At 28.5% G+C, this 26472-nt stretch carries 24 protein-coding genes; 8 read left to right on the forward strand and 16 right to left on the reverse strand.

Features of this window, described 5'->3' with window-relative positions; all coding sequences use genetic code 11:
• The first annotated feature begins 17 nt into the window (after positions 1-17).
• Entirely contained in the window at positions 18-659 is a 642-nt protein-coding gene (locus tag Q0998_RS05725) for a response regulator transcription factor (RefSeq protein ID WP_299667445.1), read from the forward strand.
• Here the strand turns inward: Q0998_RS05725 and Q0998_RS05730 are convergent.
• Positions 656-2839, reverse strand: a complete 2184-nt coding sequence (locus Q0998_RS05730; protein ID WP_299667448.1) for an ATP-dependent DNA helicase RecQ — start codon at positions 2837-2839, stop codon at positions 656-658. The two genes, Q0998_RS05725 and Q0998_RS05730, sit on opposite strands and share 4 nt — an antisense overlap.
• Before the next feature lie 137 nt (positions 2840-2976).
• Between Q0998_RS05730 and Q0998_RS05735 the strand changes: the two genes are divergently transcribed.
• The 4 genes from Q0998_RS05735 to lptB all read left to right on the forward strand — a co-directional run bounded on the left by Q0998_RS05735 (position 2977) and on the right by lptB (position 5969).
• On the forward strand, positions 2977-3945 hold the full coding sequence (locus tag Q0998_RS05735) for a KpsF/GutQ family sugar-phosphate isomerase (RefSeq protein ID WP_299667451.1): 969 nt from the start codon (positions 2977-2979) through the stop codon (positions 3943-3945).
• The gene (tatC, locus tag Q0998_RS05740; protein ID WP_299667453.1) at positions 3945-4772 is read left to right on the forward strand and encodes a twin-arginine translocase subunit TatC; all 828 of its coding nucleotides are present in this window, start codon (positions 3945-3947) and stop codon (positions 4770-4772) included. Before Q0998_RS05735 ends, tatC begins: the two co-directional genes overlap by 1 nt.
• Complete coding sequence (locus Q0998_RS05745) at positions 4747-5091, forward strand: carboxymuconolactone decarboxylase family protein (protein WP_299667456.1); 345 nt, start codon at positions 4747-4749, stop codon at positions 5089-5091. The genes tatC and Q0998_RS05745 overlap by 26 nt, the downstream gene beginning before the upstream one ends.
• A gap of 140 nt (positions 5092-5231) precedes the next feature.
• On the forward strand, positions 5232-5969 hold the full coding sequence (lptB, locus tag Q0998_RS05750) for an LPS export ABC transporter ATP-binding protein (protein WP_299667459.1): 738 nt from the start codon (positions 5232-5234) through the stop codon (positions 5967-5969).
• A 155-nt stretch (positions 5970-6124) separates the two neighbouring features.
• Here the strand turns inward: lptB and Q0998_RS05755 are convergent, their stop codons facing one another.
• Positions 6125-6868: a CDP-alcohol phosphatidyltransferase family protein gene (locus Q0998_RS05755; RefSeq protein ID WP_299667462.1), complete on the reverse strand. Its 744-nt coding sequence runs from the start codon at positions 6866-6868 to the stop codon at positions 6125-6127.
• Positions 6869-6970: 102 nt separating this feature from the next.
• Here Q0998_RS05755 and Q0998_RS05760 point away from each other — a divergent pair, with 102 nt between their 5' ends.
• The 3 genes from Q0998_RS05760 to Q0998_RS05770 all read left to right on the forward strand — a co-directional run bounded on the left by Q0998_RS05760 (position 6971) and on the right by Q0998_RS05770 (position 10286).
• Entirely contained in the window at positions 6971-7954 is a 984-nt protein-coding gene (locus tag Q0998_RS05760) for an alpha/beta fold hydrolase (RefSeq protein WP_299667465.1), read from the forward strand.
• A 65-nt stretch (positions 7955-8019) separates the two neighbouring features.
• Positions 8020-9096 carry a PorV/PorQ family protein gene (locus Q0998_RS05765; RefSeq protein WP_299667467.1) on the forward strand — a complete coding sequence of 359 codons (1077 nt, stop codon included), beginning with the start codon at positions 8020-8022 and terminating at the stop codon, positions 9094-9096.
• Positions 9097-9101: 5 nt separating this feature from the next.
• Complete coding sequence (locus Q0998_RS05770; protein ID WP_299667469.1) at positions 9102-10286, forward strand: DUF4105 domain-containing protein; 1185 nt, start codon at positions 9102-9104, stop codon at positions 10284-10286.
• Here the strand turns inward: Q0998_RS05770 and Q0998_RS05775 are convergent.
• The 14 genes from Q0998_RS05775 to neuC form a co-directional block, all read right to left on the reverse strand.
• Positions 10266-11645, reverse strand: coding sequence for an exopolysaccharide biosynthesis polyprenyl glycosylphosphotransferase (locus tag Q0998_RS05775; protein ID WP_299667472.1), 1380 nt, complete (start codon positions 11643-11645; stop codon positions 10266-10268). The genes Q0998_RS05770 and Q0998_RS05775 overlap by 21 nt on opposite strands.
• A gap of 90 nt (positions 11646-11735) precedes the next feature.
• Entirely contained in the window at positions 11736-12950 is a 1215-nt protein-coding gene (locus tag Q0998_RS05780) for a glycosyltransferase family 4 protein (RefSeq protein WP_299667475.1), read from the reverse strand.
• Entirely contained in the window at positions 12950-14341 is a 1392-nt protein-coding gene (locus tag Q0998_RS05785) for a hypothetical protein (protein ID WP_299667478.1), read from the reverse strand. The genes Q0998_RS05780 and Q0998_RS05785 overlap by 1 nt, the downstream gene beginning before the upstream one ends.
• Positions 14334-15356 (reverse strand): glycosyltransferase family 4 protein, encoded by a 1023-nt coding sequence (locus tag Q0998_RS05790; RefSeq protein ID WP_299667480.1) that lies wholly within the window; start codon positions 15354-15356, stop codon positions 14334-14336. Before Q0998_RS05790 ends, Q0998_RS05785 begins: the two co-directional genes overlap by 8 nt.
• Complete coding sequence (locus Q0998_RS05795) at positions 15340-16665, reverse strand: O-antigen ligase family protein (RefSeq protein WP_299667481.1); 1326 nt, start codon at positions 16663-16665, stop codon at positions 15340-15342. The genes Q0998_RS05790 and Q0998_RS05795 overlap by 17 nt, the downstream gene beginning before the upstream one ends.
• 1 nt (position 16666) lies before the next feature.
• Positions 16667-17743, reverse strand: coding sequence for a glycosyltransferase (locus Q0998_RS05800; RefSeq protein ID WP_299667483.1), 1077 nt, complete (start codon positions 17741-17743; stop codon positions 16667-16669).
• Positions 17740-18864: a glycosyltransferase gene (locus Q0998_RS05805; RefSeq protein ID WP_299667486.1), complete on the reverse strand. Its 1125-nt coding sequence runs from the start codon at positions 18862-18864 to the stop codon at positions 17740-17742. The genes Q0998_RS05800 and Q0998_RS05805 overlap by 4 nt, the downstream gene beginning before the upstream one ends.
• Positions 18861-19865, reverse strand: a complete 1005-nt coding sequence (locus tag Q0998_RS05810; protein ID WP_299667489.1) for a glycosyltransferase family 2 protein — start codon at positions 19863-19865, stop codon at positions 18861-18863. Before Q0998_RS05810 ends, Q0998_RS05805 begins: the two co-directional genes overlap by 4 nt.
• A 55-nt stretch (positions 19866-19920) precedes the next feature.
• Positions 19921-20733 (reverse strand): FkbM family methyltransferase, encoded by an 813-nt coding sequence (locus Q0998_RS05815; protein ID WP_299667492.1) that lies wholly within the window; start codon positions 20731-20733, stop codon positions 19921-19923.
• Between the two features lie 2 nt (positions 20734-20735).
• Positions 20736-21881, reverse strand: coding sequence for a glycosyltransferase family 4 protein (locus Q0998_RS05820; protein WP_299667495.1), 1146 nt, complete (start codon positions 21879-21881; stop codon positions 20736-20738).
• Positions 21872-23257, reverse strand: coding sequence for a UDP-glycosyltransferase (locus Q0998_RS05825; protein WP_299667497.1), 1386 nt, complete (start codon positions 23255-23257; stop codon positions 21872-21874). The genes Q0998_RS05820 and Q0998_RS05825 overlap by 10 nt, the downstream gene beginning before the upstream one ends.
• Position 23258: 1 nt before the next feature.
• Entirely contained in the window at positions 23259-24368 is a 1110-nt protein-coding gene (gene wecB / locus Q0998_RS05830) for a non-hydrolyzing UDP-N-acetylglucosamine 2-epimerase (RefSeq protein ID WP_299667498.1), read from the reverse strand.
• Positions 24369-24613: 245 nt separating this feature from the next.
• The gene (locus tag Q0998_RS05835) at positions 24614-25312 is read right to left on the reverse strand and encodes an acylneuraminate cytidylyltransferase family protein (RefSeq protein ID WP_299667500.1); all 699 of its coding nucleotides are present in this window, start codon (positions 25310-25312) and stop codon (positions 24614-24616) included.
• Entirely contained in the window at positions 25312-26472 is a 1161-nt protein-coding gene (neuC, locus tag Q0998_RS05840) for a UDP-N-acetylglucosamine 2-epimerase (protein ID WP_299667502.1), read from the reverse strand. The genes Q0998_RS05835 and neuC overlap by 1 nt, the downstream gene beginning before the upstream one ends.

Here is a 26472-nt window from a genome sequence, read left to right on the forward strand (position 1 = left end):
TGATAAAAAATAACCCTATGATAACGATACTAATGGCAGAAGATCATCAAATGTTAATTGATGGTGTAAAATCTTTTTTTGAATATGACGAAGAAATAAACATTATTGGTGCTGTGAATAATGGCGAAGATTTGGTAAAATTAGTTTCTTTAAAGCAGCCCAAATTGGTTATTACAGATATTAGAATGCCGCGTATGGATGGGATTCAAGCCACAAAAATCATAAAAAAACAATTTCCTCATATTCATGTTTTAGCGATGACAATGTTCGATCAGCCAGACGCAATTAAACAAATGCTAGATGCTGGTGCAACGGGTTATATTTTAAAAAATTCTGGTATAAAAATGTTATCGAAAGCTATAGTCACGGTTGCGAATGGTGAAACTTTTTTTGATCCAAATGTGGCATTCAATTTTATGAATGATTATATCGATGAAAATGTTACCATTGGAAAGTCAGAAAAAATAGTTTTATCAAACAGAGAAAAAGAAATATTACATTTAATTGCCAACGGAAATACTTCTAAGGAAATATCTGAAGCCTTGTTTATAGCCAAAACAACGATAGATACACATAGAAAAAACATGATTCGTAAGCTTAACTTATCTTCTGGTAGCGAACTCGTTAAATATGCTGTTGATAAGAAATATCAGTTTTAATTCCCAACTTCATTAATAAATTTAATTCGCATTAAACGCAGCTCATCAAAATCATAATCACCATCAAACTCATCTATGGCATCTTGAATTTTATCTGTTTCTGCTTCCATAAAATAATCATAAATTTCTTCTTGTTGCTCTTCATCTAATAAATCATCTAAAGCATAATTGATATCTAATTTTGTACCTGAAAAGATAATCGCTTCCATTTCTTTGATGAGTTCATCCATTTTTAAACCTTTAGATTTAGAAATGTCTTCTAAAGGTAATTTTCTATCTGTATTTTGAATGATGTATAATTTTAATCCAGAATTAACTCCTGTACTTTTTACAATTAAATCATCTGGTCTTAACACATCATTTTCATCCACATAATTGGCTATTAATTGTACAAAATCTTTACCAAATTTTCTTGCTTTTCCTTCACCAACACCGTGCACTTTAGATAACTCATCTAGTGTTATTGGATATTTTAAAGCCATATCTTCTAAAGAAGGATCTTGAAAAACAGCAAATGGTGGTACTTTGTGTTTTGTAGCCACTTTCTTTCGTAAATCTTTTAAAAACTTCACCAATTTATCATCTGCAACACCTCCTGAAGCTTTAGAGTTTGTAATGATAGAATTGTCATTTTCTTCAGAATAAGAATGATCTTCTGTCATTAGAAAAGAAGTTGGGTTTTTTAAATATTCTGCGCCGACATCTGTTAGTTTGACCACACCATATTGTTCTATCTCCTTTCTGATAAAATTGACTACTAAAATCTGACGAATTAAAGCCATCCAATAAGCAGCTGTTTTATCTTTTCCAATTCCAAAAAATGGCTGTAAATGTGTTTTATGAGAAGTTAATAAAGCATTTTCTTTCCCAATAATTGTATTTACAATTTCTTTAGATTTGTATTGTTGCAAGGTATCTTTTACAACAGACAATAATTTTACCACATCATCTTTGGCTTCATGTTTTTTCTTTGGATTTCTAGAATTATCATCCATATCTGCACCATCACCATTTATTTCGTCAAATTCTTCTCCAAAATAATGCAATAAGTATTTACGCCTATTCATAGAAGTTTCTGCATAACCAACAACTTCTTGTAGCAGTGCATGCCCAATCTCTTGTTCTGCAACTGGTTTGCTAGACATAAATTTTTCTAACTTTTCTATATCTTTATAAGCATACAAGGCCAAACAATATCCTTCTCCATCATCACGTCCTGCTCTACCCGTTTCTTGATAATAACTTTCTAAACTCTTAGGAATATCATGATGAATCACAAAACGAACGTCTGGCTTGTCAATTCCCATTCCAAATGCTATGGTGGCAACAACAACATCACAATCTTCCATTAAAAACATATCTTGATGCTTTACTCTTGTTTTTGCATCTAAACCAGCGTGATAAGGCACTGCATTGATTTCGTTTACTTGTAAAATCTGAGCAATTTCTTCCACCTTTTTTCTACTCAAGCAGTAAATAATACCTGATTTTCCTGCTCTTTGTTTTACAAAACGGATAATATCTTTTTGTACATCTTTTGTTTTTGGACGAACTTCATAAAATAAATTCGGTCTATTAAAAGAAGCTTTGAATCTATTTGCATCTGTAATTCCTAAAGTCTTTAAAATATCTTCTTGTACTTTTTCTGTTGCAGTTGCAGTTAAACAAATCACAGGCACATTATCAATTGCTTTGATAATATGTCGTAAATTTCTGTATTCTGGTCTAAAGTCATGCCCCCATTCAGAAATACAATGTGCTTCATCTATGGCTACAAAAGAAATTTTTTGAGTTCTTAAAAAAGTAACATATTCCTCTTTCACTAAAGATTCTGGTGCAACATATAAAAGTTTTGTTATGCCGCTTGTAATATCTGATTTTACCTGCGCTACATCTGTTTTATTCAAAGACGAATTTAAAACGTGTGCAACACCATTATGTTCAGAAATACCTCTTATGGCATCTACTTGATTTTTCATTAAAGCGATTAATGGAGAAACTACAATTGCTGTACCTTCTTGCATTAATGCAGGTAGTTGATAACAGAGAGATTTACCACCTCCCGTTGGCATGATAACAAATGTATTATTACCATTAACGATGCTCTTAACAACTTGCTCTTGTAAGCCTTTGAATTTATTAAATCCGAAGAACTTTTTTAGAGGACTATGTAAATCCATTTATAAATATTCGTTTAACATTAAAAACAACTCACAAACCTGCTATTATATTTGTTGTAACTATTTTTTGTAGTAAATTTGCTTGTTTATTAATCTAAAGATATAACTTTTTTTTATTCTGATAAAATACATAACTATTGAAAAAATCAAATACAGTTTTACAAACTGCAAAAGAAACAATTCTAATTGAAAGTCAGGCTATTGCAAATTTGGCAAACTTGTTAGATGATAATTTTGAAAAGGCAGTTCGTTTTATATTGAACGCTAATGGAAGAGTTATTGTTACTGGAATAGGAAAAAGTGCAAATATTGCTACTAAAATTGTTGCCACACTAAATTCTACAGGAACTCCTGCAATTTTTATGCATGCAGCAGATGCTATTCATGGAGATTTAGGAAATGTGCAAGAAAATGATATTGTTATCTGTTTGTCTAAAAGCGGAAATACACCAGAAATTAAAGTTTTAGTTCCCTTGATAAGGAATTACGGAAATAAAATAATTGCAATTACAGGAAATGTTGATTCGTTTTTAGGCAAAAACTCAGATTTTCCAATAAATACCTTTGTAGAAAAAGAAGCTTGTCCTAATAATTTGGCACCAACCACAAGTACAACTGCACAATTAGTAATGGGAGATGCTTTGGCGGTTTGTTTACAAGATTTAAGAGGATTTTCTAGCAAAGACTTTGCAAAATATCATCCAGGTGGCGCGTTAGGAAAACGTTTGTATTTGAGAGTTTCTGATTTGATCAAAAACAATCAAGTCCCTAAAGTTGAAATCGATCATTCAATCGCAAAAGTGATTGTAGAAATTTCAGAAAAAAGATTAGGAGTAACCGCTGTATTGGAAAATGATGCTCTTGTTGGTATTATTACAGATGGTGATATTCGAAGAATGCTAAGTAAAACAACAGCTATAAATGATTTTACGGCAAAAGATATTATGGGTAAAGACCCAAAAACAGTGTATCAAGATGCTATGGCGATAGAAGCATTAGAAAAATTAGAGAATAATAGTATTACTCAAATTTTAGTGGTTGATGATCATAAAAAATATGTGGGTGTTGTTCATTTACACGATTTAATTAAAGAAGGAATTTTCTAATGGTAGAAAAACAAAAAGAAATGTCTTTTCTAGATCATCTAGAAGAATTAAGGTGGCATTTGGTAAGAAGTGCAGCAGCAATATGTATCATCGGAATTTTATTGTTTATTTTTCAAAAAGAAGTCTATGAACACTTTTTGTTAGCGCATAGAAAACCCGATTTTATTACCTATCAACTGTTTTGTGATTTCTTTAATTTATTTGGAGTAGATAGCACTTTTTGCAATGTTTCATTTAAAGACAACTTAATAAGTTTAAAACCAACACAACAGTTAATGAATGCTATTTGGTCTTCATTAATTTTAGGAATAATTCTCTCTTTCCCTTATCTTTTGTGGGAAGTTTGGCGTTTTGTTTCCCCGGGTTTAACAAAAAAAGAAATTAAAAATTCAAGAGGATTTATTTTTGTTGCTTCTTGTTTATTTTTCTCTGGAATTGCTTTTAGCTTTTATGTAATTGCACCAATATCAATTCATTTTTTATACAATTATCAAATTACAGATTTAATTCAGAATAACTTTACAATGGATTCTCATATTGGACTTGTTACCAATATGTTACTTGGGGTTTCAATACTTTTTGAACTGCCCGTTCTAATTTATTTTTTAACTAAAATTGGTTTGGTAACTCCAGAATTCTTAAAAAAATACAGAAAACATGCGTTAGTTGTTGTGTTAATTTTAGCAGCAATTATTACGCCTCCAGATATTGCTAGTCAAGTTATTGTAGCAATACCAATACTTATTTTATATGAAATAAGTATTAAAGTCTCTAAAATGGTGATAAAAAAACAACAAAAAGATGCACAAAAAAGTCCAAGAATTTAATGATTATCGTTCTAAAATGAACGATAAAATCTTAGCTTCTGATAATAAAGTTATTAAAAGAATTTTTAATTTAGATACAAACGCTTTTAAAGAAGGCCATTTACCTGTAAAAACCAAAGAGCTATTAGGTTTAGTGGCATCCACAGTGTTAAGATGCGATGATTGTGTACAATACCATTTAGAAGCTGCAAAAAAAAACGGCGTTACTACAGGAGAAATGATGGAAACCATGTCTATTGCTAATTTAATTGGTGGTACTATTGTAATTCCTCATTTGAGAAAAGCAGTAGAATATTGGGAAGCTTTGGAGTCTGAGTAAGCGGTATTCGGTAAGCAGTACTCAGTATTCAGTATTCAGTATTCAGTATTCAGTATTCAAAATTAGTATTTCTAAATTTGTAAAAGAGATTTATTAATTATTTAAGAATGGACCTTTAACAGTTTTAGTACCTTTGAATTATGATTTTAAGAGCAGAAAACATTCAAAAAATCTACGGAAGTAGAAAAGTGGTAAAAGGAATTTCTTTAGAAGTTCAGCAAGGTGAAATTATTGGTTTGTTAGGACCCAACGGGGCTGGAAAAACCACTTCTTTCTATATGATTGTTGGTATGGTAAAACCAAATGCGGGTCATATCTATTTAAATGATGAAGAAATAACCCAAGATGCCATGTACAAGCGTGCACAAAAAGGCATTGGTTATTTAGCGCAAGAAGCCTCTGTTTTTAGAAAACTATCTGTAGAAGACAATATTCTATCTGTTTTACAATTTACAGGACTTTCTAAAAAAGAACAAAAAATAAAGTTAGAATCTTTAATTGAAGAGTTCAACATTGGTCATGTTCGTAAAAACAGAGGAGATTTACTCTCTGGAGGAGAAAGACGAAGAACAGAAATTGCACGTTGCTTGGCTTCAGATCCTAATTTTATCTTGTTAGATGAACCTTTTGCAGGTGTAGATCCCATTGCTGTAGAAGATATTCAGAGCATTGTAGCACATTTAAAAGATAGAAATATTGGTATTTTAATTACAGATCATGATGTACAAGCAACACTTGCCATTACAGACAAAACATATCTCATGTACAACGGAAGTATCTTAAAAGAAGGAACACCAGAAGAATTAGCTGCAGACGAAATGGTGCGTAAAGTATATCTTGGGAAAGATTTTGAGTTGAAAAAGAAGAAAGTTTTTTAGAAATTATCTATATTTTAATCGAAAAGAATTTCTCGAGGCTCTGCCTCGGGGTTTCCGTTGAAATTGTCATTCCCGTGAACCTGCCTGCGGCAAGCAGGAACGGGAATCTAAATAAATAAAAGCATCCACTTATCAAGTGGATGCTTTTTTCACGTCTACGTTTTCTTTCTAACGTTAGAAATTATTGATAAAATGATATACACTGCAATAATCAAAGGAATTGATAAATATTGTAGCGTAGTAATCATCAGCAAAGAACTTAAAAGAAATAGATATTTTAACAAATTATTTTTTACTGAATATTCTTTTAATTTCAATGAAAATAATGGTAATTCTGCATTCATCAAATAGGTTAAGATTAGAGTAATCGCTACTAAAAAGTAATTATTCGCTATTAAGTCTTGTACCACTTGAATATCTGTATTCATTTGTATTAGTGGCAAAGAAATAACAAATAAACTCATTGCTGGTGTTGGCAAACCAATAAAAGATTCAGATTGTCTTGTGTCTATATTGAATTTTGCCAATCTATAGCAAGCACCAAGTGTTAGAATTAGACCGATAAGTTGAACTGGAGCAAATTTAAATCCAGACCAAAGCATTGTTTCAGATTCATCGAATGAAAATCCATCAACTACTCCGTTAGATAATAAACTAAACATAATTATTCCAGGAACAACGCCACTGGTTACCATATCTGCTAAAGAATCTAATTGTTTGCCTAATTCTCCAGAAACATTTAGTAGACGTGCAGCAAGACCATCAAAAAAGTCAAATAAAATTCCAAGAACAACAAATAGCCCAGCAAGAACAAAATTACCTTGAACAGCAAAAATGGTAGCAAGTGTTCCACAAAAAAGATTACCGAGTGTTATTAAATTAGGAATGTGTTTTTTCATGTTTTTTTTTATTAAAAAGCTAAAATAAGAAATCCTACTTTGGTGGTTTTCTAAAATCGTTTTTTTTTGCGTATTTTTAAGAAAACCAATCAAACTTCTTTCATGCCAATTTTAGAATCAGACTTCTCTCCTACTTTGCCATTTAAAAACGGTCATTTCAATACCATGTACAGACCGCTGTTTATGAAAGATACTTGTAATTATTTGCGAAAACGAATTACAACTTGGGATCATGATTTTATAGACTTAGATTTTTCTTTAGTAGGTTCTAAAACCTTGGTTTTATTGATTCATGGTTTAGAAGGAAGTTCAGAATCTAAATACATGGCTTCTACCTCTAATCATTTAAATAAAAAAGGATTAGATACCGTTTGTTTTAACCTAAGAAGTTGTAGTGGGGAAGATAATTTATTACTAGCCACCTATCATAGTGGAAAAACAGAAGATGTAGATTTTGTTATTTATCATCTGTTAAAAACCTATAATTATGATAATTTGATTATTGTTGGTTTTAGTTTGGGGGGTAATTTAACATTAAAATATTTAGGTGAATATCAACAAAAATTATCAGAAAAAATAAAAGGAGGAATTGCTATTTCTGTACCAATTGATATTGCTTCTGCAGAAGTAGAAATGGAAAAATTAAAGAATAAATTATACATAGAACTGTTTTTTAAAACGATGAAAAACAAAGTTTTAGAAAAGGCATTTAAATTTCCTGAATACAAGTTAGACAAAGGCAAATTATTTAAAGCTACGAAGTTTAAACATTTAGAACATTTGTATACAGTACCTGTTTTCGGTTTTAAAAACCCCGAAGATTATTGGACAAAAGCAAGTTCTAAACCTTATATTTCTAAAATAGACAGACCAACCCTTTTAATCAACGCAAAAGATGATACTTTTTTATCTGCAGCATGCTATCCGAGAAAAGAAGCTTTAACATCAAAGAATTTTTATTTAGAAATTCCAGATTATGGAGGTCATGTAGGTTTTATGAGCTCATTCAAACCTAATGAAAACATTTGGTTAGAATTAAGGATCGAAAGATTTATTGAAGATCATATTAGAATTCCACTTTCTTAAACAATATCTTCTTAAAATAGATGTTATTTTAATAGGATTTTAGATATTTGTTACAGAAAAAATTTATGCTTTTGAATTTCAGAATTTTACTTTTATTCTTATTCTTTTCTACTCTTTTAAATGCACAAGCATTTAGAAATTATTCCAACGAATTTTTAACAATTGGTGTAGACGCTGCCGCTTTGGGTATGAGCAAAGCCGTTGTTGCTACTACAAATAACGTAAATGCGATTTATTGGAATCCGGCTGGTTTAGTAGGCATAGAAGATTATCAAGGTTCTTTAATGCATGCTTCTTATTTTGCAGGAATTGCAAATTACAACCACGCTGCGTTTGCAATGCCTATAGATAAAAATAGCGCTTTTGGTATTTCTGTGATTCGTTTTGGTGTAGATGATATCTTAAATACTACAGAATTAATAGATAGTGAAGGGAACATCGATTTTAATCGAATTAGTCTTTTTTCTGCGGCAGATTATGCATTTAACATTGCGTATGCTAGAAAACTTATTTTTAAAGATTTGAAATTTGGTATAAATGCTAAAATTGTTAGAAGAACAATAGGCGATTTTGCTTCTTCTTGGGGCTTTGGTTTTGATGCAGGCATTCAGTTTGAAAGAAATGATTGGAAATTTGGGTTGATGGCAAGAGATATTACTACCACTTTTAATAGCTGGGCAATCAATGAAGCAGAATTTGATAAAATTAAAGATGCAATTCCTGGACAGAATCAAGAATTACCAGAAACTACAGAAATCACGAAGCCAAAGTTACAATTAGGTGTCGCTAGAGATTTTAGAATGGGTCGTTTTTTTAATTTGCTTACAGAAGTAGATTTAAATATTCGATTTGCAAAAACAAATGATATTTTTTCTTCTGATGCTGGAAGTATCGATCCGGCAATAGGCTTTCAATTAGATTATGATCAATTGGTGTATCTAAGAGCTGGCGTTGGTAATTTTCAATATGTCGCTCAATTTGACAACTCAAAATCACTTTCATTACAACCTAATTTTGGGGTTGGTTTCAATTACAAGGGAATTCAAGTAGATTATGCACTAACAAATATTGGAAGTGTGGGCAATGCTTTGTATTCTAATATCTTTTCAATAACTTTTGATTATACTTTTTTTAGACGTTAACTTATATGAATAGAAAAATACGCTATTTCTTAATCCTATTTATTCTAATAATACAAAACAATCTGTCTCAAGTAAATCTTTCTGTGTATTCAGAAATTTCAATTGTAACTGCTGGTCCTGGAGAAGAATTGTATGAAAAATTCGGGCATTCCGCCATCAGAGTTAAAGATCCTGTTTTAAATTTAGATTTAATTTACAACTACGGAGTTTTCGATTTCGAAGCACCTAATTTCCTTCTAAATTTTGCGCAAGGAAAAATGTATTATTTATTAGCACGGTACGATTTTAAATACTTTTTAGCAAGCTATCAAAAAGACAAAAGATGGTTAAAACAACAAGTTTTAAACTTGAATCAAAATGAAAAACAACAGTTTTTTAATTATTTAGAAAATAATGCTTTGCCTGAAAACGCAACCTATCTCTATGATCCGTTTTTTGACAATTGCGCTACAAAACTTAGAGATATTACCAAGGAGGTTTTAGGAAATACATATGCATTCAATACAGAAAAAATTCAAAAAAATAAAACGTTAAGAAGCTTAATGAATCAAGAGATTCATTGGAATACTTGGGGTAATTTTGGTATCAATTTAATTGCTGGGACAATTTTAGACAAAGAAAGAAGTCAGCTTGAATACATGTATTTACCAGATTATGTGTACCAAGTATTTAAGCACAGTACGATTCAAAGGGATGACACGTTCGTAGACTTGGTTAAAAAAGAAGAAGTATTATTAAATTTTGATGAGATTCCTCAAGATGCTACTTTATTCAGTCCATTAAACGTTTTTATAATTCTATTATTGATTGTGGCTTTTGTAACTTATAGAGATGTGAAGTTTAAAAAAAGATCCAAATATTTAGATTTTACAATCTTTTTTACAACAGGATTTGTTGGCTGTATTCTTGCCTATTTATGGTTGTTTTCTTCACATACAACAGCGCCAAATAATTTTAATATTTTATGGGCATTTGCACCCAATTTGATTGTTGCGTTTCTATTGTTAAAAAAGAAAATTAGAATGTGGTTAAGAGCTTATATACTAACGCTTCTAATATTGCTTTTAGCAGTTCCGTTTTTATGGATTTTAGAGATGCAGCTATTTTCTATGGCTTTCATTCCCTTATTTTTAATACTATTTGTTCGCTATTTATTTTTATACAAATATTTATTGGCCTCTAAAAAATAACACGGTAGTAATTGTTTTAATTAAGATTTTGAAATCTAAGAAAGCATTGCGTTCTTTAATATAATACAAATCATATCTTAGTTTAATTTCTTGTTCTTCAATAGAGGTTGCATACGGATAATTCACCTGTGCCCAACCTGTTAAACCAGGCCTTATTACATTTCTGATGGCATAAAACGGTATGTGATCTTCCAAATTTTTAATAAATTCTGGCCTTTCTGGTCTAGGACCAATGATGCTCATTTCTCCTTTTAAAATGTTAAAAAACTGTGGAACCTCATCTAATCTAGTATTTCTTAAAAATTTACCAAAGGCAGTAATTCTTGTATCATTTTTTTTAGCCCATACTGCTCCATTTTTTTCAGCATTTTTAATCATAGAACGGAGTTTATAGATTTTAAAGATTTCTCCATTCTGCCCCACTCTTTTTTGAGAGTAAAATAATGAACCTTTATTTGCTAACAAATTTCCAATTAAAATAAAGGGAAATAAAATTAAAAATACTAAAATACCAATAATAGAAACCATAATATCTGTAACTCTTAATCCAAAAAGATAAAATCGATTTGTATTATTTTTACTAAAATTTATATTTTTATAAAAATCATGGTCTAGATAATTTTTAGGGACTCTATTGGTAATTTCTTCGTAAAAACTTTCAAAACTTATGATATTTAATCCTTTTTGGAATAAATAGATCAACTCTTTATTTAAAGAATTGATGACTTCTTGAGATAATCCTTCTTTTGAAACAACAATTTCGTTAATAGTGTTGTCTACAAAAAACTCCGCTAATTTTTCTGAATGTATATTTCGAAATCCTTCTATATTTTCTAAACTTTTATCTGAAAAATAAGCCTTCAGATGATGGAAATTATCACTTTTAACTCGGCGAACCATGGTTTCTATTTTTTCTGATTTCCCGATAAAAATAATTGTTTTAAAATATTTTGGAGAAAAAATTATCTGAATATATAAGAATCTCCAAATAATTATTGGAATTACGATAATAAGAAAAAAGTAGAGAATTTGCAGTCTATTGGTCGGTAAAATAGGTGATAAAAAAGGAGTAAAAACATAAAAAACAACTGTTGCAAAAGCAGTTACAACGATACTTCTTGTAACTAAATATCTGTTATTTGAAATATTTAGGTTAAATAATTGAAAAATTTCACCAAATATTAAATAATAAACAATCAATAAAAATAACCAGCTAAAAATATATTCATTTTTAAAATCGAAATAATCAAATTTTAAAAATTCAAATGATAATAAAACACTCGAAATAAGAACGATTACATCGATAATTCTAAGAAATATTTTTCTTTCAGAAATATTAAAGTAGTTTTTTTGATTCATTTATTAAAAAGTAAAATTATAGAAGAATTTTAAAAGTTAAAGAGAACAAGTTAAATATTTAAAAATTAAAAATGATATTTTTATTGTCATTTAGAGATTAAAAATTTTTAAATAATTGTTGCTTAAAAATTCTAAACTATGATATTTCTTCACAAACTTATATCCTTTAAGCCCCATTATAATTCTATCTTTTTCACTCATATTATAAATTTTTAAAATCCCTTCTACAATAGCTTTAGAATTTTCTGGCTCAACTATTATACCACATCCAGACTGTTCAACTTGGTCTTTTATATGCTCCGAAGATTCTAATATTGGTTTTCTAGCTAGCATGTAGTCAAAATATTTATTATAAGAAACCCCATAATGATATAATGGCGATTTATATCTACCAATATAACATACATCAAAGTAACTTAATATACTTTGAACTCTAGATTTACTAATTTTTTCAATAAAAGTAATATTTGAAGATTCCGCTACCTTGATTTTTAATTTACTCTTTAAATACCCATCGCCTACAATTATAAAGTGAATATGATTGTGATTTATCATTAATGAAGCATCTACAAAAAATTCCATTGCATTAGCTAATCCTATAGTACCTGCGTAGCCAATAATAAATTTATTTTTTGGAATTAAATTAATAGTTTCTTGAGAAATATTATCTTTTTCACCTAAACTTTCATCGATTCCGTTAGGAATATAATGAATCTCTTTCTTTCTTTTTATAATGGAATTTATATAACTAGAGGTATTGGGTAATAAAGAAACAATGTGGTCTGATTTATTGTAAGCATACTTCTCAAAGAAACTTAAGAGTTTTATAAATGGATGATTTTTAGAGTATCCTTTTAAATTCATTGGAGTTAGTGGCCATAAGTCTCTAATCTCAAAAATCAACTTTTCTGCATTATATTTATTCTTAAAAAAAAAACCATTTAAAATAGGGAAAATTGGCATTGAGGAAACCAATATAATATCTGGTTTCTCAATAACTTTTGAAGTCAAAAAAAATAATTTAAATGTATAAATAAAGTTACTTATAATTTTCATAAATCCAGTACTTGTATACTTAGGAATCTTTACCCAACAGAAATCTATGTTTTCTTCAACTTTTTCTATTGTAAACCATTTGTTTTTAATTGTTGGTTGTTTCAGAAAAAGGTGATTGTAAGAGCCTGATATTATTGTTACTTTATATCCTTTTTGAACCCAATATTTACTGAGGAAAAAATGTCTTTCTCCCCAACCAGAATCTAAATTTCCCGCGGTTTGATTTATGATCCAGATTACTTTAAACATCAACTTAGGTTATTTATTACGGCTCTGAATTTTCCGTTTTTATTTTTTGGAATATCACTTAAATAATTAAAACTAATATTTATTTCAGGACCTAACTGACTTTTTAACCTTTTACTTATAATTAACTCCGATGTTTTAAGATAATCATCATCTACAACCAAATTTATTACAAAATCTAAATGTGATTCTTGTATTATTTGCCCCACCACTAAACCTATAATATTTATATAAAGTCCATGAAAACGTACAATTTTAGTTTTATCTAAACCAATAATTACATCTTCTACTCTACCATTAATTTCTTTAAATAGAGGCATTTGTTTTTTCGATATCGCTTTTTGATTTTCTTTTTTTGTTGCTCTATCTCCAATTCTATAACGAATTAAAGGTTGATCGAAATTTAACAAACCTGTTAAAACAACTTCTCCTTCATTACCATCTTTAACTTCTTCATTTTTTTCATTTATCAGCTCTACAATTCCAGTATCTGGACTGAAAAGAAAATCTCCTTCAGAATTTTCAGAAATTAAACCACAAGCCTCCATACCACTATAACTGTCATAAGTTTTGCATCCATATGCTTTTTTAAAAATGGCTCTCATATCTTGCGTCAATTTTTCACTAGATGTTATAACTGCTTTAATTTTTGGTGGTTTTATTTTATTTTCGACGAACAATTTCGCTAGAAAATAATTGCTCATAGCATAACCCACCATAAATTCTACATTATTTTTTTTCATTCCGAATAAATAATTTGCTAATGTATTTTTATTTAAATGATATGCAGAAAAATATGTTTGTTTCTCTGCCATATTATATCTATAGTAAGGTGGTTTTGGTTTTGATTTATTAATAATTCTTCTTCCTCCAATCATACCTCTAGCTAATTTTATAGAGACTCCTGCCCAGTTTAAAACTCTCACTTCATAAGCTGCAAACCATTTTTGATGCGTTTTTTTTGAAAAATAAATATCAACTGGTGTCCCTGTGCTTCCACTTGAACTATAGAAGTTTCCTTTTTCTTTAGATGTGGAAAGTAAGGTTGTTTTACCAAATCTTCTTAAATCTTCTTTTTCTAAATAGGGTAACTTCTTAATATCTGACAATTCAAATTTTTCAAAATCGGATAATTTAAAACCACATTCCTTATATAATTTATGATAAAAGGGAACTGTTTTAAAAGCATGAGTTAAAAGTTTTCTCAATTCAATTACTTGATATTTCTCCCAATCTTTATATGAAAAATTTTCTCTTTCTTTAAATTTTTTAAGTTCTTTCTTAAAAATACCACCTAATCTTCTTTCTTTCCATTTATAACCGTAAGCGCTTATTAGTATATTTTGAAAAAATACTGGTGATGCATTATAGAAAGAAGTTAAAAATTTATTCATTAAAAATTAAATTCCATTTTTTCATTACAACTTCACTATCAAAAGCTTCCACTTTCTTGCGAGCATTTAAAGTTAGCTTTGGGTACTTATTATCAATTAAATCTTCTATACTTTGCACCATTTGAGATACATTATTTTTTTCAACTAAAAGACCATTTACTTTATTTTCAATTAAATAAGGTATTCCTCCAACATTTGTAGATACAATTGGCAACCCCAAAGCCATAGCTTCCGTAACACTAACAGGGGTATTGTCAAAATTTGTTGTATTGATAAAGATATCAAAATCGATAGCTTTTTTATGCCAATCTTCTTTTAATAATACATTTGTAAATTCAACAGCATCATTTAATTGATAATACTGAACTAAAGATAGACATTTTTGATAAGAACCATCTACAAAGGGTCCAACCATGCACAACTTTGCATTTGGGTATTCTTTTTTCAATAAAAATAAAACTTCAATGGCTAATATTGGATTGTAAATTTCTTTAAATGCTCTTACCCAAAGTAAATTTGGTTTTAAATACTTTCTTTTCTTAAATTGGTAATTATCAATTTCTACAATGTTTGGAATGTAATCTACCTCATAACCCTCTTTCTCGAAAGCTTCTTTTAAATAATTTGATGGGGCTATATTTTTGTATGAATTTTTAAAAATCAATTTTGATAAAAAACTGCTTTTTTGTATTCTATTTGGAAGGTTTCCACCATGTAAAATTGGAATGTATTTTATTTTAAAAATTTTGGCTAATTGTGATGTTATCAATGCATAATAAAAGTTATTAGTGCTAAATGTATCTATTAAGATATAATCAATTTTATTTCTTAATTTAAATATTGACAAACACATGTCTAAAATTCTTAGTGTTTTGTTTAATTTGTTTGATGAAAGATAGACTGTAAAGCCCTCTTTTTCTAGCAGACGAGATAAAACTGCCATTGTAGAATTGTACTTTGACTTTAAAGTTAGATTGTTACCAATATATAAAATACTTTTAAGCTTCTTCTTCATAATCTGTAATACGAATTAAACTTAACGCATATATAAAACCAGGTAAGGCAATTCTCATAGCCGAATGATTAATTGTTAGAAACCAAATTAAATAAAAAGAGAGAATAAATGCTTTTTGATAATAATTTCCTCTAAAGAAATTAAATATTGGAATTGTTATTAACAGTAATAATAAAATTAAGCCTATATAGCCATGCTCCTCAAGCAATCTACCCACCTCGTTGTGTGAAGCTCCTGTGATATTTTCTTTCTTCATTCTTTCATACTTTCCATTTCCAACACCAATACCTAACGGATGCTCTAGAAAATTAAATGCTTGGACTTGTAAAATGTCTAACCTTCCGGTGGTTATATCTTTTTGTACTCCTATTTTATTTCTACCTGCATATCTATTATCTAACATCCCTTTAGTTATATTAGACGTATAGAGCCATATAGAAATTATAAAAATAGCACTAATCAAAATATATTTAATTAATATATTGAATGAAATTTTTTTATAAAGTAGATAAAAAAAAGTAAAAATTAAAGTTGCGGTAATGGCGGTAATTATACCACCTCTTGAAAAGGTTAATAACCCTCTGTATATAAAATAAATTAAAAATAAAGCATCTAGGAAAATATAATTTGTTAGCTTTTCTTTTGAGATAAGAAATACTGTTATTAAAAAAACACCTAGACCAATTGCTGTGGCCACTTGATTTGGACCAAAACCACCTGACGCCTCAAAATTAGCTTCACCACCAAAAACTATTTCACTTAAATCTGGAGTTCTAAAATACAGCAATGATACCGTAGAGAAAAGAGGTAATAACATAAAAAACATGGCGTTGTATAGTTGTTTTTTTGTGATGGGTCTTTTGTAAAAATAAAATGCTGACACCCCTAAAACAACAGGACCACTCAAATTAAATGCAATAGCCTTTCTTAAAGATTCCCCTTCTGGTACTTGAGTAAAAACAATTCCCAGAAGTAATAACAGAATATAAAATATATATTGAATTGAAAAATGTTGTTTAAAATCACCTAATAAAACACCCAATATTAAAAATAATAAGACAGTATACTTGCCTGTTTCATATAAGAAAAAACCACCCGTCATTCTATTAAAAATTTCTGCTCCAACGATGTAAGATGCAAAAATAAATGCCTCTTCATTTTTGTTTTTATTTAAATAAATGATTAAAAAAGGAATAATTATAATTACAAAACCATATAGTTTTGCGAAAATTGAAAAGGTTCCTAAAAACCCTATTCCTAGGTGTATCAGTATAAGAAGTAATCTATTATTTATTATTTTTTCGATCAAATTATAATTTATAAATGTTTAAAAGTTGCTTTAAAAAATAGGATCTAGAATATTTACTTGTAACTTTTTTGTGGTGTCGAATACCGAATGAAGTTCTTAATAATTCTGAGTTTGCTAAAATATCTAATTTTAATGAAAGCTCGATATTATTTTCAGGTGCTACGACGTACCCTGAAATTCCATTTTCTACTACCTTAGAGCATTCACCAACATTGGTAACAATTACGGGTAGTTTTGCCAGACCATATTCTAAAAGAGAAATCGGCAAGCCCTCAGATTTTGAAGACAATACTCCTATATCTGCCTGATTTAGAATATTTTTTATATCTAAGCAGGCACCATAGATAAACACACTTTTTTCTAACCCTTTATTTTTTATCAGTTTGATAATTTTTTCGTAATATAAATTATTATTTATTGAACCTATTAAATGTAAAGTCCAATTTTTATTTTTATTATAAAATTTTTCATAAGCATGTAATAAATTCTCATGATCTTTTTGCGCTCTAAAAGCTGCTACATGCACTATTTTTTTACTCTCCTCCTTTTTTAAAAATGTAATTTTATCAAAATTATTAAATGTTGCAAAATTATTTAAAAATAGTACTCTTTTACATTTCAAGTTATCTAGAGACCATTTTTTTAAGTTTTCGTTAACCGATAGAATTGCATAAAAATATTTGGAAATAAATTTTATTGGAAATAGTGATCTTTTGGATAAGTCTTGCGTAATGCCATAATGGTCGTGCCAAATAATATAAAGATTATTATAAAATATTTTTAAACAGAAAGCCGTAAAATATGACGATGAGTGGGCATGAATAATTGATATATTATTTTTTATTACGTAGTTCTTTAATTTTATGATAGCTTTATAATCTAAAATTTTATTTTTTTTTAGATAGATATATCCTACATCAGCATTTAAATTTGTAATCAAATTCCCTTCAGCTCTTGTGGTACATAGATGCGAATTAATAGATTCTTTTGATAAAGCATTCGCAATATTTACTGCTAAAACCTCTGCACCACCAGTATTTAAAGAATCTATAATTTGTAAAACTCCTAATTTAATCATTCCTTTAAAAGTTTTTGTATTTCTTTTTCAAATTTATCTAAAGTAAATTTTTGAGACCAATTTTGTGCTTTTAATACCTTTTGTTGATAAGAGGATTCATTTTCTAAGTTGGCAACAATAAGGTCTGAAAGTTCTATTTCATCAATATTTACATCTACGATTTCACCTCTATTGCCATTATCTAACATATAACTTATACAAGAAACATTTGAGGATATTGGTAAACATCTCCAAAACATTGCCTCTGCCACTACTTTTGGCCAACCTTCAGATTGTGAATTAAAAATTAAAAAATGAGCTTTTTGAAATGCTTGTTTTACAATTTCTTTTGGTTGATTGTCATGTAAAAAAATAATGCTATTTAAATTTTTACTTTTTATATATTCTTTGATAACGGTAAATTCAACGCCATTTCCATACATATCTAAGCGAACATTATAATTTTTATTTTTTAAAATTTCAACAACTTTTACACTCATCATGGGTCTTTTTCCTTGAGAAAAAGTACCAACAAATATAAATCTAATAGTAGATAAAAAGTTTTTTTTCGGTATTTTAATAATCTCTTTTTCAAAATACGAAGCTGTAAAAAAAGGGAGTATATTTTTAGATTGATTTTCCCATTTTCCATACACCAAAACTTTACAATTTCGAGTTAATAAAGAATTAGAAAGGATCCATTTCTGCAATTTATAAGTAAAAGGTTGCTTGCTTTTTGGATCCCAATTACCTGCGTATTTAACTGTTTTTTTTTTGAATGGAAAAAAAATTTGTACGAAACACCCAAGCAACCCTATATTTCCTGGGCATCTTAAATGTATATGATCTGATTTTTTAGCAACTAAAAATATTTTTTTTAAAATAGTTGGAACCACCAATATAGTATTTAATATATTCTTTATAGAAATTATATTGAAATTTGTAATATCAATAATTTCAATATTTTCGTGTAAATAGTGGGTTTCAATTTTAGAGATACTTCCGTCAGAAATAGGACATAGTATGATAATCTTTTCTATAGACTTCGCCCATAAATTCATTTCTCGAACATAAGGTTCGTATGCATAAATTTTACCTCCTTTTAATTTATGAACAGCATGCGTTACAATTCCAAATATCATCTTTTTATATTTGGTTTATGAAAAATTAAACTTATTAAACCATAAAATCTTCCACAAGCTTCTGTTAAAGCCTCTAGCTTTTTTTTAGAATTAAAGACATTAGAAAATCTAATTATCATTAAAAGAATTGCTATAGAATTCCACTTGAATCTTGCTTTTAAGGATGGTTTATTATATTTTATTCTCCAAACGTACCAACCATTTCTAATAACCATTTTGCCATAGTTATAATGGTTTGGTCTGCCTTCTGGTGAATGATTATGTTCTAATAAAACATTTGTAGCCAAGACGTTTTTTCCAAATTTGAGTGATCTTAAAGAAAAATCAGCATCTTCGTACAAACCATATCCTTCAAAAAAAGAGGAAAATTTTATGTGGTCGACCACAATTTTTCTAAAACTCATAGACATTCCAATCAGTAAGTCTACTTCATAAATATTTCCAGTTAATGGATATCCACATGACAAACCATTCGAAAATTCTGGCATAATACCCGGAAGTTTTTTACTTCCGATACCAAGATAATTTCTCAGAATATGTCTCTGCCCTAATTTACAATGATAACCGTCTATTGTTATGTATTTTTTAGAATTATAATTGCCTTCTATTTTAGAATTCAGCTTCCATTTGTTTTCATTAATGGCTAAACCACCAACACCTGTAATTTTCTGATTGGAAATAAAAATTTCTTTAAGATTAAAAAAATAATTATCATTTAAAACTGTATCATCATCTAAAAAACAAACAATATCTGTATCTGATAATACCTTTGAAATTCCATAGTTACGTTGTCTAGTTAAACCTCTATCCTGTTTTAAAACTTTGTAATAAATTAAGTTTTTAAAAAAATTATTCTCTAATATATCTTTTGTTTTATTATTTGAAGAGCCGTCTACAATAATAATTTCATTGGGATATAAGGTTTGGCATTCAACAGTTTTTAGCAAATTGAGTAAAGCCTTTGGGCGCATGTATGTACAAACAATTAAGCTAAAATTCATTTATAGTTACTTATAGCAAGAAAATTTATTAAAAAGTCTAATAACAATTAGTTTATTAATTATTAAAAAAAGTTTCAATAACAGGTCCGGCGTATGTTATTATTTCAGTTTGGTTTATTTTAACTGTTTTATAAGGATAGTTTATTTTTTTAAATAATTTCTCTAATTTTAAATAAGTAGGTTGTCCTTCAATAATATGATATGAAGCAATTGCAAAATTTGGTTTGAATTTTTTTATAATATGAATAGCTCCTTGAATTGCTTCAACTTCAGCCCCCTCAATATCCATTTTTATAAAATTTAATTTATTTAAATTATTTTTTTCTACCCAAGTATCTAATGTTATTGTCTCTTTGAGTACTGTTTTTGAATTTTCTCCTTTATAGAATATTGAAGAAGCTACACTAGAATCTTCATGGAATTTAATTTTGGAAACTTCATTCCAAATTAAACTATTATCTATAATAATTGAATCCTTATATTTAGGGTTTAAGTTCAAGTTATTTTTAATATTAGTTACATTATTGCTATCAGGTTCTATTGAATATACAATTCCATTTTTTAAAATACTTGCAAAGTATAATGATATAATTCCAGAATTTGCCCCAATATCTAGTATTACATCATCCTTTTTTGGGGTGTATAATTTGGTATAGATTTCAAAGTCTTTGTAAACTGTATATAACGGAGTATTAGTTTCAATTGATTTTTTATTATGTTTAAATATAAAAGTTTTATTTTTTTTGTTTCTTTTAAATCTAATCTTATTGGAGGTTATTAAATTATAATAATATAATTTAATAACCTCTTTAATTTCGCCATTAGGTAAAATACTCGAAAGGAACCGTTTTATTTTTTTCTTATTCATAATTAATAGCTCTTACAAACTTTCTCGTAATAATTTACGTTTAAAGTTATTATTTTCTCAATATTAAAAAAATTTATAATTCTATCTCTTGCATTTTTACCCATAAATTTTGTATTTCCCTTATTGTTTAAAAGTACAAGAATTTTACTTTTAAAGTCTACTATATTATTTGGGTCTATAGTATAACCTGTTTCTCCATCAATCATCAACTCATTTGCCCATCCAATATTTGAAGTTATTATTTTTTTCTCCATTGCCATAGCTTCTAACCAGGTCATTGGGAAAGCTTCTGCAAAACTTGGTAATAATATTATTTCTGCTTGCTGAATTTCAATGATTAAATCTTCTTGAAAAAGTGAATTTACGTATACAAATTTATTTAACGCTTTCTTAGAAAGTGAATTTTTAAATAACTCTAATGTAGATTCTTGTGTTAAAGAATCTAAACTATCATTTCCTATAATCTTTAAGGTAACAGCTGTGTCTATTTCAACAATTTTATTAAAAACAGCTGCAATTTGTAATACCCCTTTTTTTCTAATTACTGTTCCAAAATATAAAAGCGATTTAGGTATTATCTTTTTATGATTGGGCTTGAAGAAAGCTACGTCAATAGCATTATAGATCGTATCAATAGGATTATTTATATTGAACAGTTCTTTTGTTTTACTTCCTACAAAATTACTTACACCAATCAGTTTTGTAGCTCCTAAAAGTGCTCTTTTTTCAAAAAATTTATTTTTAAATTTCACTTTTCTGCCTTCTAAATGACAAAAATAAGTATCAGATCCGTGAAGCCTCAAAATAAGTGGACATTTGAATTTCATAAAAGCGGTGAATCCTGTCCATTCTGGCGCTTCTAAAATCTGAATATTTTCTTTATCTACAATAGCATTCACATAATCATTAAAATATTTTCTATTGCTAAACCAAGTAAATAATGGCATTGTTTTCTTTTTAATAAAATAAATAGTTATACCGTTTTCTATTATTATTATGTTTTTTTTTTGGCTATAAATAAATATGGTAACAGTATTTCCTAGTTTCACCAACTCTTTAGACAGACCCTTTGTAAAGGTACCAATACCGCCAATTCTTCCTGCAAAATGCGTACTAGGATATTCTGGTGTAATAAAACCTATGTGCATACTAACTTATTTATTTCTAACCATATTCTTTGCGAAGCTTTATCTTGAGGGAATTCTACAATTTTATTGTACCATTCTTTTGTGGACTCTAAATGAATAGTATTATTTAAAACTTGTAAAATAATGTTTTGCATCTCTTCAGAAGAATTAATCCATAATACTGCATTTGTATTTGGCATAGATTTAAAATGAATATATTTATAAATTTTTTTAATACTCCAATCTTCACTAGATTTTTTGATGGTATTATAATTTAAAAAAGCACAAGGTTTATTCTGTGATACAAAATCAAAAACCATAGAAGAGCCCACGTTAATAACCATTTCTGTATGGTGTACAGTGTTTGCCAATAGTGTTAAATCTTCAGGTAAAGGCATCACTCTATTCCAACCATTTCCTAAATTCTTCCATTTTGGATCTATCAATACAATTTCATTCTTGTATTTTTTATAAACATCGATGTGTCTATTAGAAAAATCTACTGGGCATTTTCTATAAATAATACCAATATTTTCTCCTTTCTCATTAAGCCTCCTTACCGTTTTAGCTAAATCCTCTAAATAATACTGATCATTTGGTGATGTTGTGATGTCATCTCCTGAAAAACAGATATATTTTTTTTTAATATCTAAATTGTGTTCTTTAAAAAATAAAAATTTTGTTTTAAAAACTGTATTGTAATGGCATTCAAATTGGGGAGTTCCAGTAACTTTAATTTGATTTTCTTTAACTGATGGGTAATATTTTAATAATTCTGACTTCATAAAATTACTCCAAACAAAATAAAAATCGCTACTAACAACTAATGTACCTTTTGGTAAATTATCCCAAGAAAAAATAAAGGTTACCGTAGGAATACCTAAGTCTTGTGCAGCTAGCAAAGGTGCAACAGCTGTTAATGGTCTTTGATTTGTTAAAAATATAATAACTGGCTTCTCCTTTTGTAATGTTTGTTTCGATTTTAAATAATATTTAGAATTTCTTTCTAGTTGATGTAATTTTTTCTTAATTTTTATTATTCCTTTTGAAGAATTATAAAAAAAAACTAAAAAACTTACAAATATGGTTTTTATTATTTCCTTGGAATTTTTATAATTTTTAGATGATAAATATGAAAGAAACACATCATTTTTAAAATTTCTAACATTCTGTTTTAACTCTATAATTATTTTTGCTCTTTTATAGAGGTCAGAAATTGATCTAGGCTTACCTAACTCTAAATTTATTTCTTTGTACCCGAGGTTTGAAATAGGAAAATTAGTATTATTCCAAAAGGTAATATCAAAATTTTGATGAATGCCTTCTTCATAGAATTTACCAAAAGCAAAATTTCTTAATCCAACTCCATCTGGCAATAAAATAAAAGCCTTTTTCATTTTATTCACTTTTTATAATACTTACAATTTTCTCTGATGCTGTTCCATCTCCATAAGGATTCGAATTTCCTATCATTTCATGATATTTATTTATATTGTCTAATAGTAGAGAGGCTTCTAAAATAATATTTTCTTTTTTTGTTCCTACCAATTTCACAACTCCCTTATCTACTGCCTCTTGTCTTTCTGTGACTTCTCTAGTTACCAAAACGGGCTTTTTTAGAGATGGTGCTTCTTCTTGCACTCCACCACTATCTGTTATGATTAAATAAGATCGATTCAATAACCATATAAATACTTCATAATCTAATGGGTTTATTAATAAAATATTAGGAATACCTGCTAAAGTTTTATAAACCATTTTTTGAACATTTGGGTTTAGATGCACGGGATATACAATCTGTACATCGTCTCTACACGCTAATTCTTTTAGAGCTGTACAAAATTCATAAAATTTATCACCAAAATTTTCTCTTCTATGACCAGTAACAACAATTAATTTTTTATTGCTATCTATATAAGAACTTATTTTTTTAATATCTTTTCTATTTATATTTATATGTTTCATTCCCCAGAATAATGCGTCTATAACCGTATTTCCTGTTATAAATACTGTACTAGCAACTACACCTTCATTTAATAAATTTTGGGCAGATTCTTTTGTTGGTGCAAAATGTAAGTCTGCTAATCTACCTGTTATTTGTCTATTTACTTCTTCTGGAAAAGGCGCCCGCTTATTATAAGTTCTCAAACCAGCTTCTATATGGCCTATTTTAACACTTCTATGGAATGACGCTAAAGCGACCATGCTGCTTGTAGAAGTATCTCCGTGAACTAATACTAAATCTGGTTCAAACTCTAATAATACTTTGTCTATAGCAACTAATATTCTTGCGCTCAACTCATTTAAACTTTGATTCTTTTTCATCAAATTTAAATCATAATCTGGTATAATTTTAAAAAAATCTAAAACCTGATCTAACATTTTCCTATGCTGAGCAGTTACACAAACTTTGGTGTTCAATTCTCTATTTTTAAGTAGTGATTTAACCAAAGGAGCCATTTTAATAGCCTCTGGTCTCGTACCAAAAACAATTAATATTTTCTTCATACATTACCAATTTTGTCTTTAGTATATATTTTTTTGCATTTTTAACAGATTCTCTTATATAAATATTTTAGATTCTAAAAGAACGTTGCATTACAACACATGTTAAAACTAATAAATAATCTTCAGTTTATATCTACAAACTAATAAACAAAGAAAATGTTATTTTTTAATAGATGAGAAAACCTTTATTTTGTTACTTTTATCTATTACCGACTAAACAAGTTTAGGAGCATTCTCTTTTACATCTAATTAAATGATTTCAATATTATTTTTTCTGCTTTTTTCCAATCCTTTAAGGTGTCAATATTAACATGGTTTATTTTTGGGGATTCTATATGAGAAATACTTTGTCCAAATAATGATTTTTGTTTCATTAAAACAGATGCTTTAGTTATGTAAATACTACCATCTCTATGAAATACTTTTGGTAGATCTTGCCTTCTAGAAATAACTTCTTTTTCTCCAGTTACAATTTGTAAAGTTTTGTCTTCCTTTTCTTCAAACACCCAGTGTGGATTGTATTCATGAGGAACCTCTCGAGTGGAAAATAAGGAATCTGTGCCTTTATCCATAAAAATTTCTATAGCTTTATTTAAAAATGCTACTGTTCTAAACGGACTTGTTGTTTGTAACAGACAAACAGCGTCAAAAAAAATATTTTTTTGCTTATAAAACTCTAAAGCATGAATAATTACAGGTAATGTTGGTGAAGAGTCTAAAGCTAAGTGATCAGGTCTTTTAAAAGGAACCTCAATTCCAATACTTTTGGCAACTTCAATAATTTCATCATCCTCAGAACTTACAATCAACTTACTTATATATTTACTTTTTAAAGCAACTTCAGATGTATATTGTAATAAAGGCTTGCCTCCTAATAATTTAATATTTTTGCGAGGAACTCCTTTAGAACCTCCTCTTGCAGGTATAATTCCTAAAATCGTCATTAATAAGTAATTGTTTTATGAAAACTCAAATCTGTATCTGCTAAAATATCAGCAATTCTTTTGCCTGATTTTCCATCACCATACATGTTTTCTGAAGTAATATCTTTTGCTGCTAACCTATTGTTTATCGCTTCAATTATTTCACATTTGTTGTAACTAGAATTGATAACATTATTTCCTCTTTGTCTTCTATTTTGACGGCTTCCAATGTTTACAACGGGAATCTTTAAATAAGAACATTCTCTGATACCTACACTCGAATTCCCTATTAAGCATCTACTATTTATTAATAATTTTAAAAAGTCTTGAGGTTCCATGTTTTTGAAAAAATGAATATTTTCAGGTTTCTTTAATTCCCTAAATGTTCTAATACCATTCGAAGTACCATCTGAACCAGCATCTACATTTGGCCAAAACCAAAATGTTGGAATTCCTAATTCAAAAACCGCTTGTAAAGTTTGTTCTACATCTTTTCTTGCCGACGCATATTCTGTAGTTACAGGATGCTGCATAACTACAAGATACCCCTCTTTTTTCCAGTTTATATTTGCACCAACACCACCATATTTTAAAATTGGATCAAAGTCTAATTTTGGATTTTTTTTAATTTCTGCTGCCAAATCTATAGATGGGCAACCGGTATTAAAAACTGTCTCAGGATGCTCTCCCATTTTTAGTACTCTCGCTTTAGCATTTTCTGAAGCAACCAAATGTAAATCTGCCAATTTTGTATTGGCATGACGTACTTTTTCATCAATATTTCCAGTAACTTCACCTCCTTGGATATGAATTAATGGGATATTTTGATAAGAAGCAGCAATACTTGTAGCAATGGTTTCAAAACGATCTGCAATAGTAATTACTGCATCAGGCTTTAATCTATAAAAAACACTTGCCAACTCCATCACTGCTAAACCTGTTGTTTTTGCCATAGAGGTTGGGTTCTCTCCTTCTAAAACTGTAAAAACTTTTTCATCTATTTTAAAACCGTCTTTTTCAATAAAATCAACTGCATTTCCATACCTACCCAACAAAGCAGAACCAGTAATTACTAGTTGTAACTCTAATTTTGAGTGATTTTTAATAGCTATTAATGCGGTTTTAATTCTACTATAGGAAGGTCTTGCCGTAACAACAATACATATTTTTTTTATTGACAT

It is taken from the genome of uncultured Polaribacter sp. (genome assembly GCF_947501385.1).
GTDB lineage: Bacteria > Bacteroidota > Bacteroidia > Flavobacteriales > Flavobacteriaceae > Polaribacter.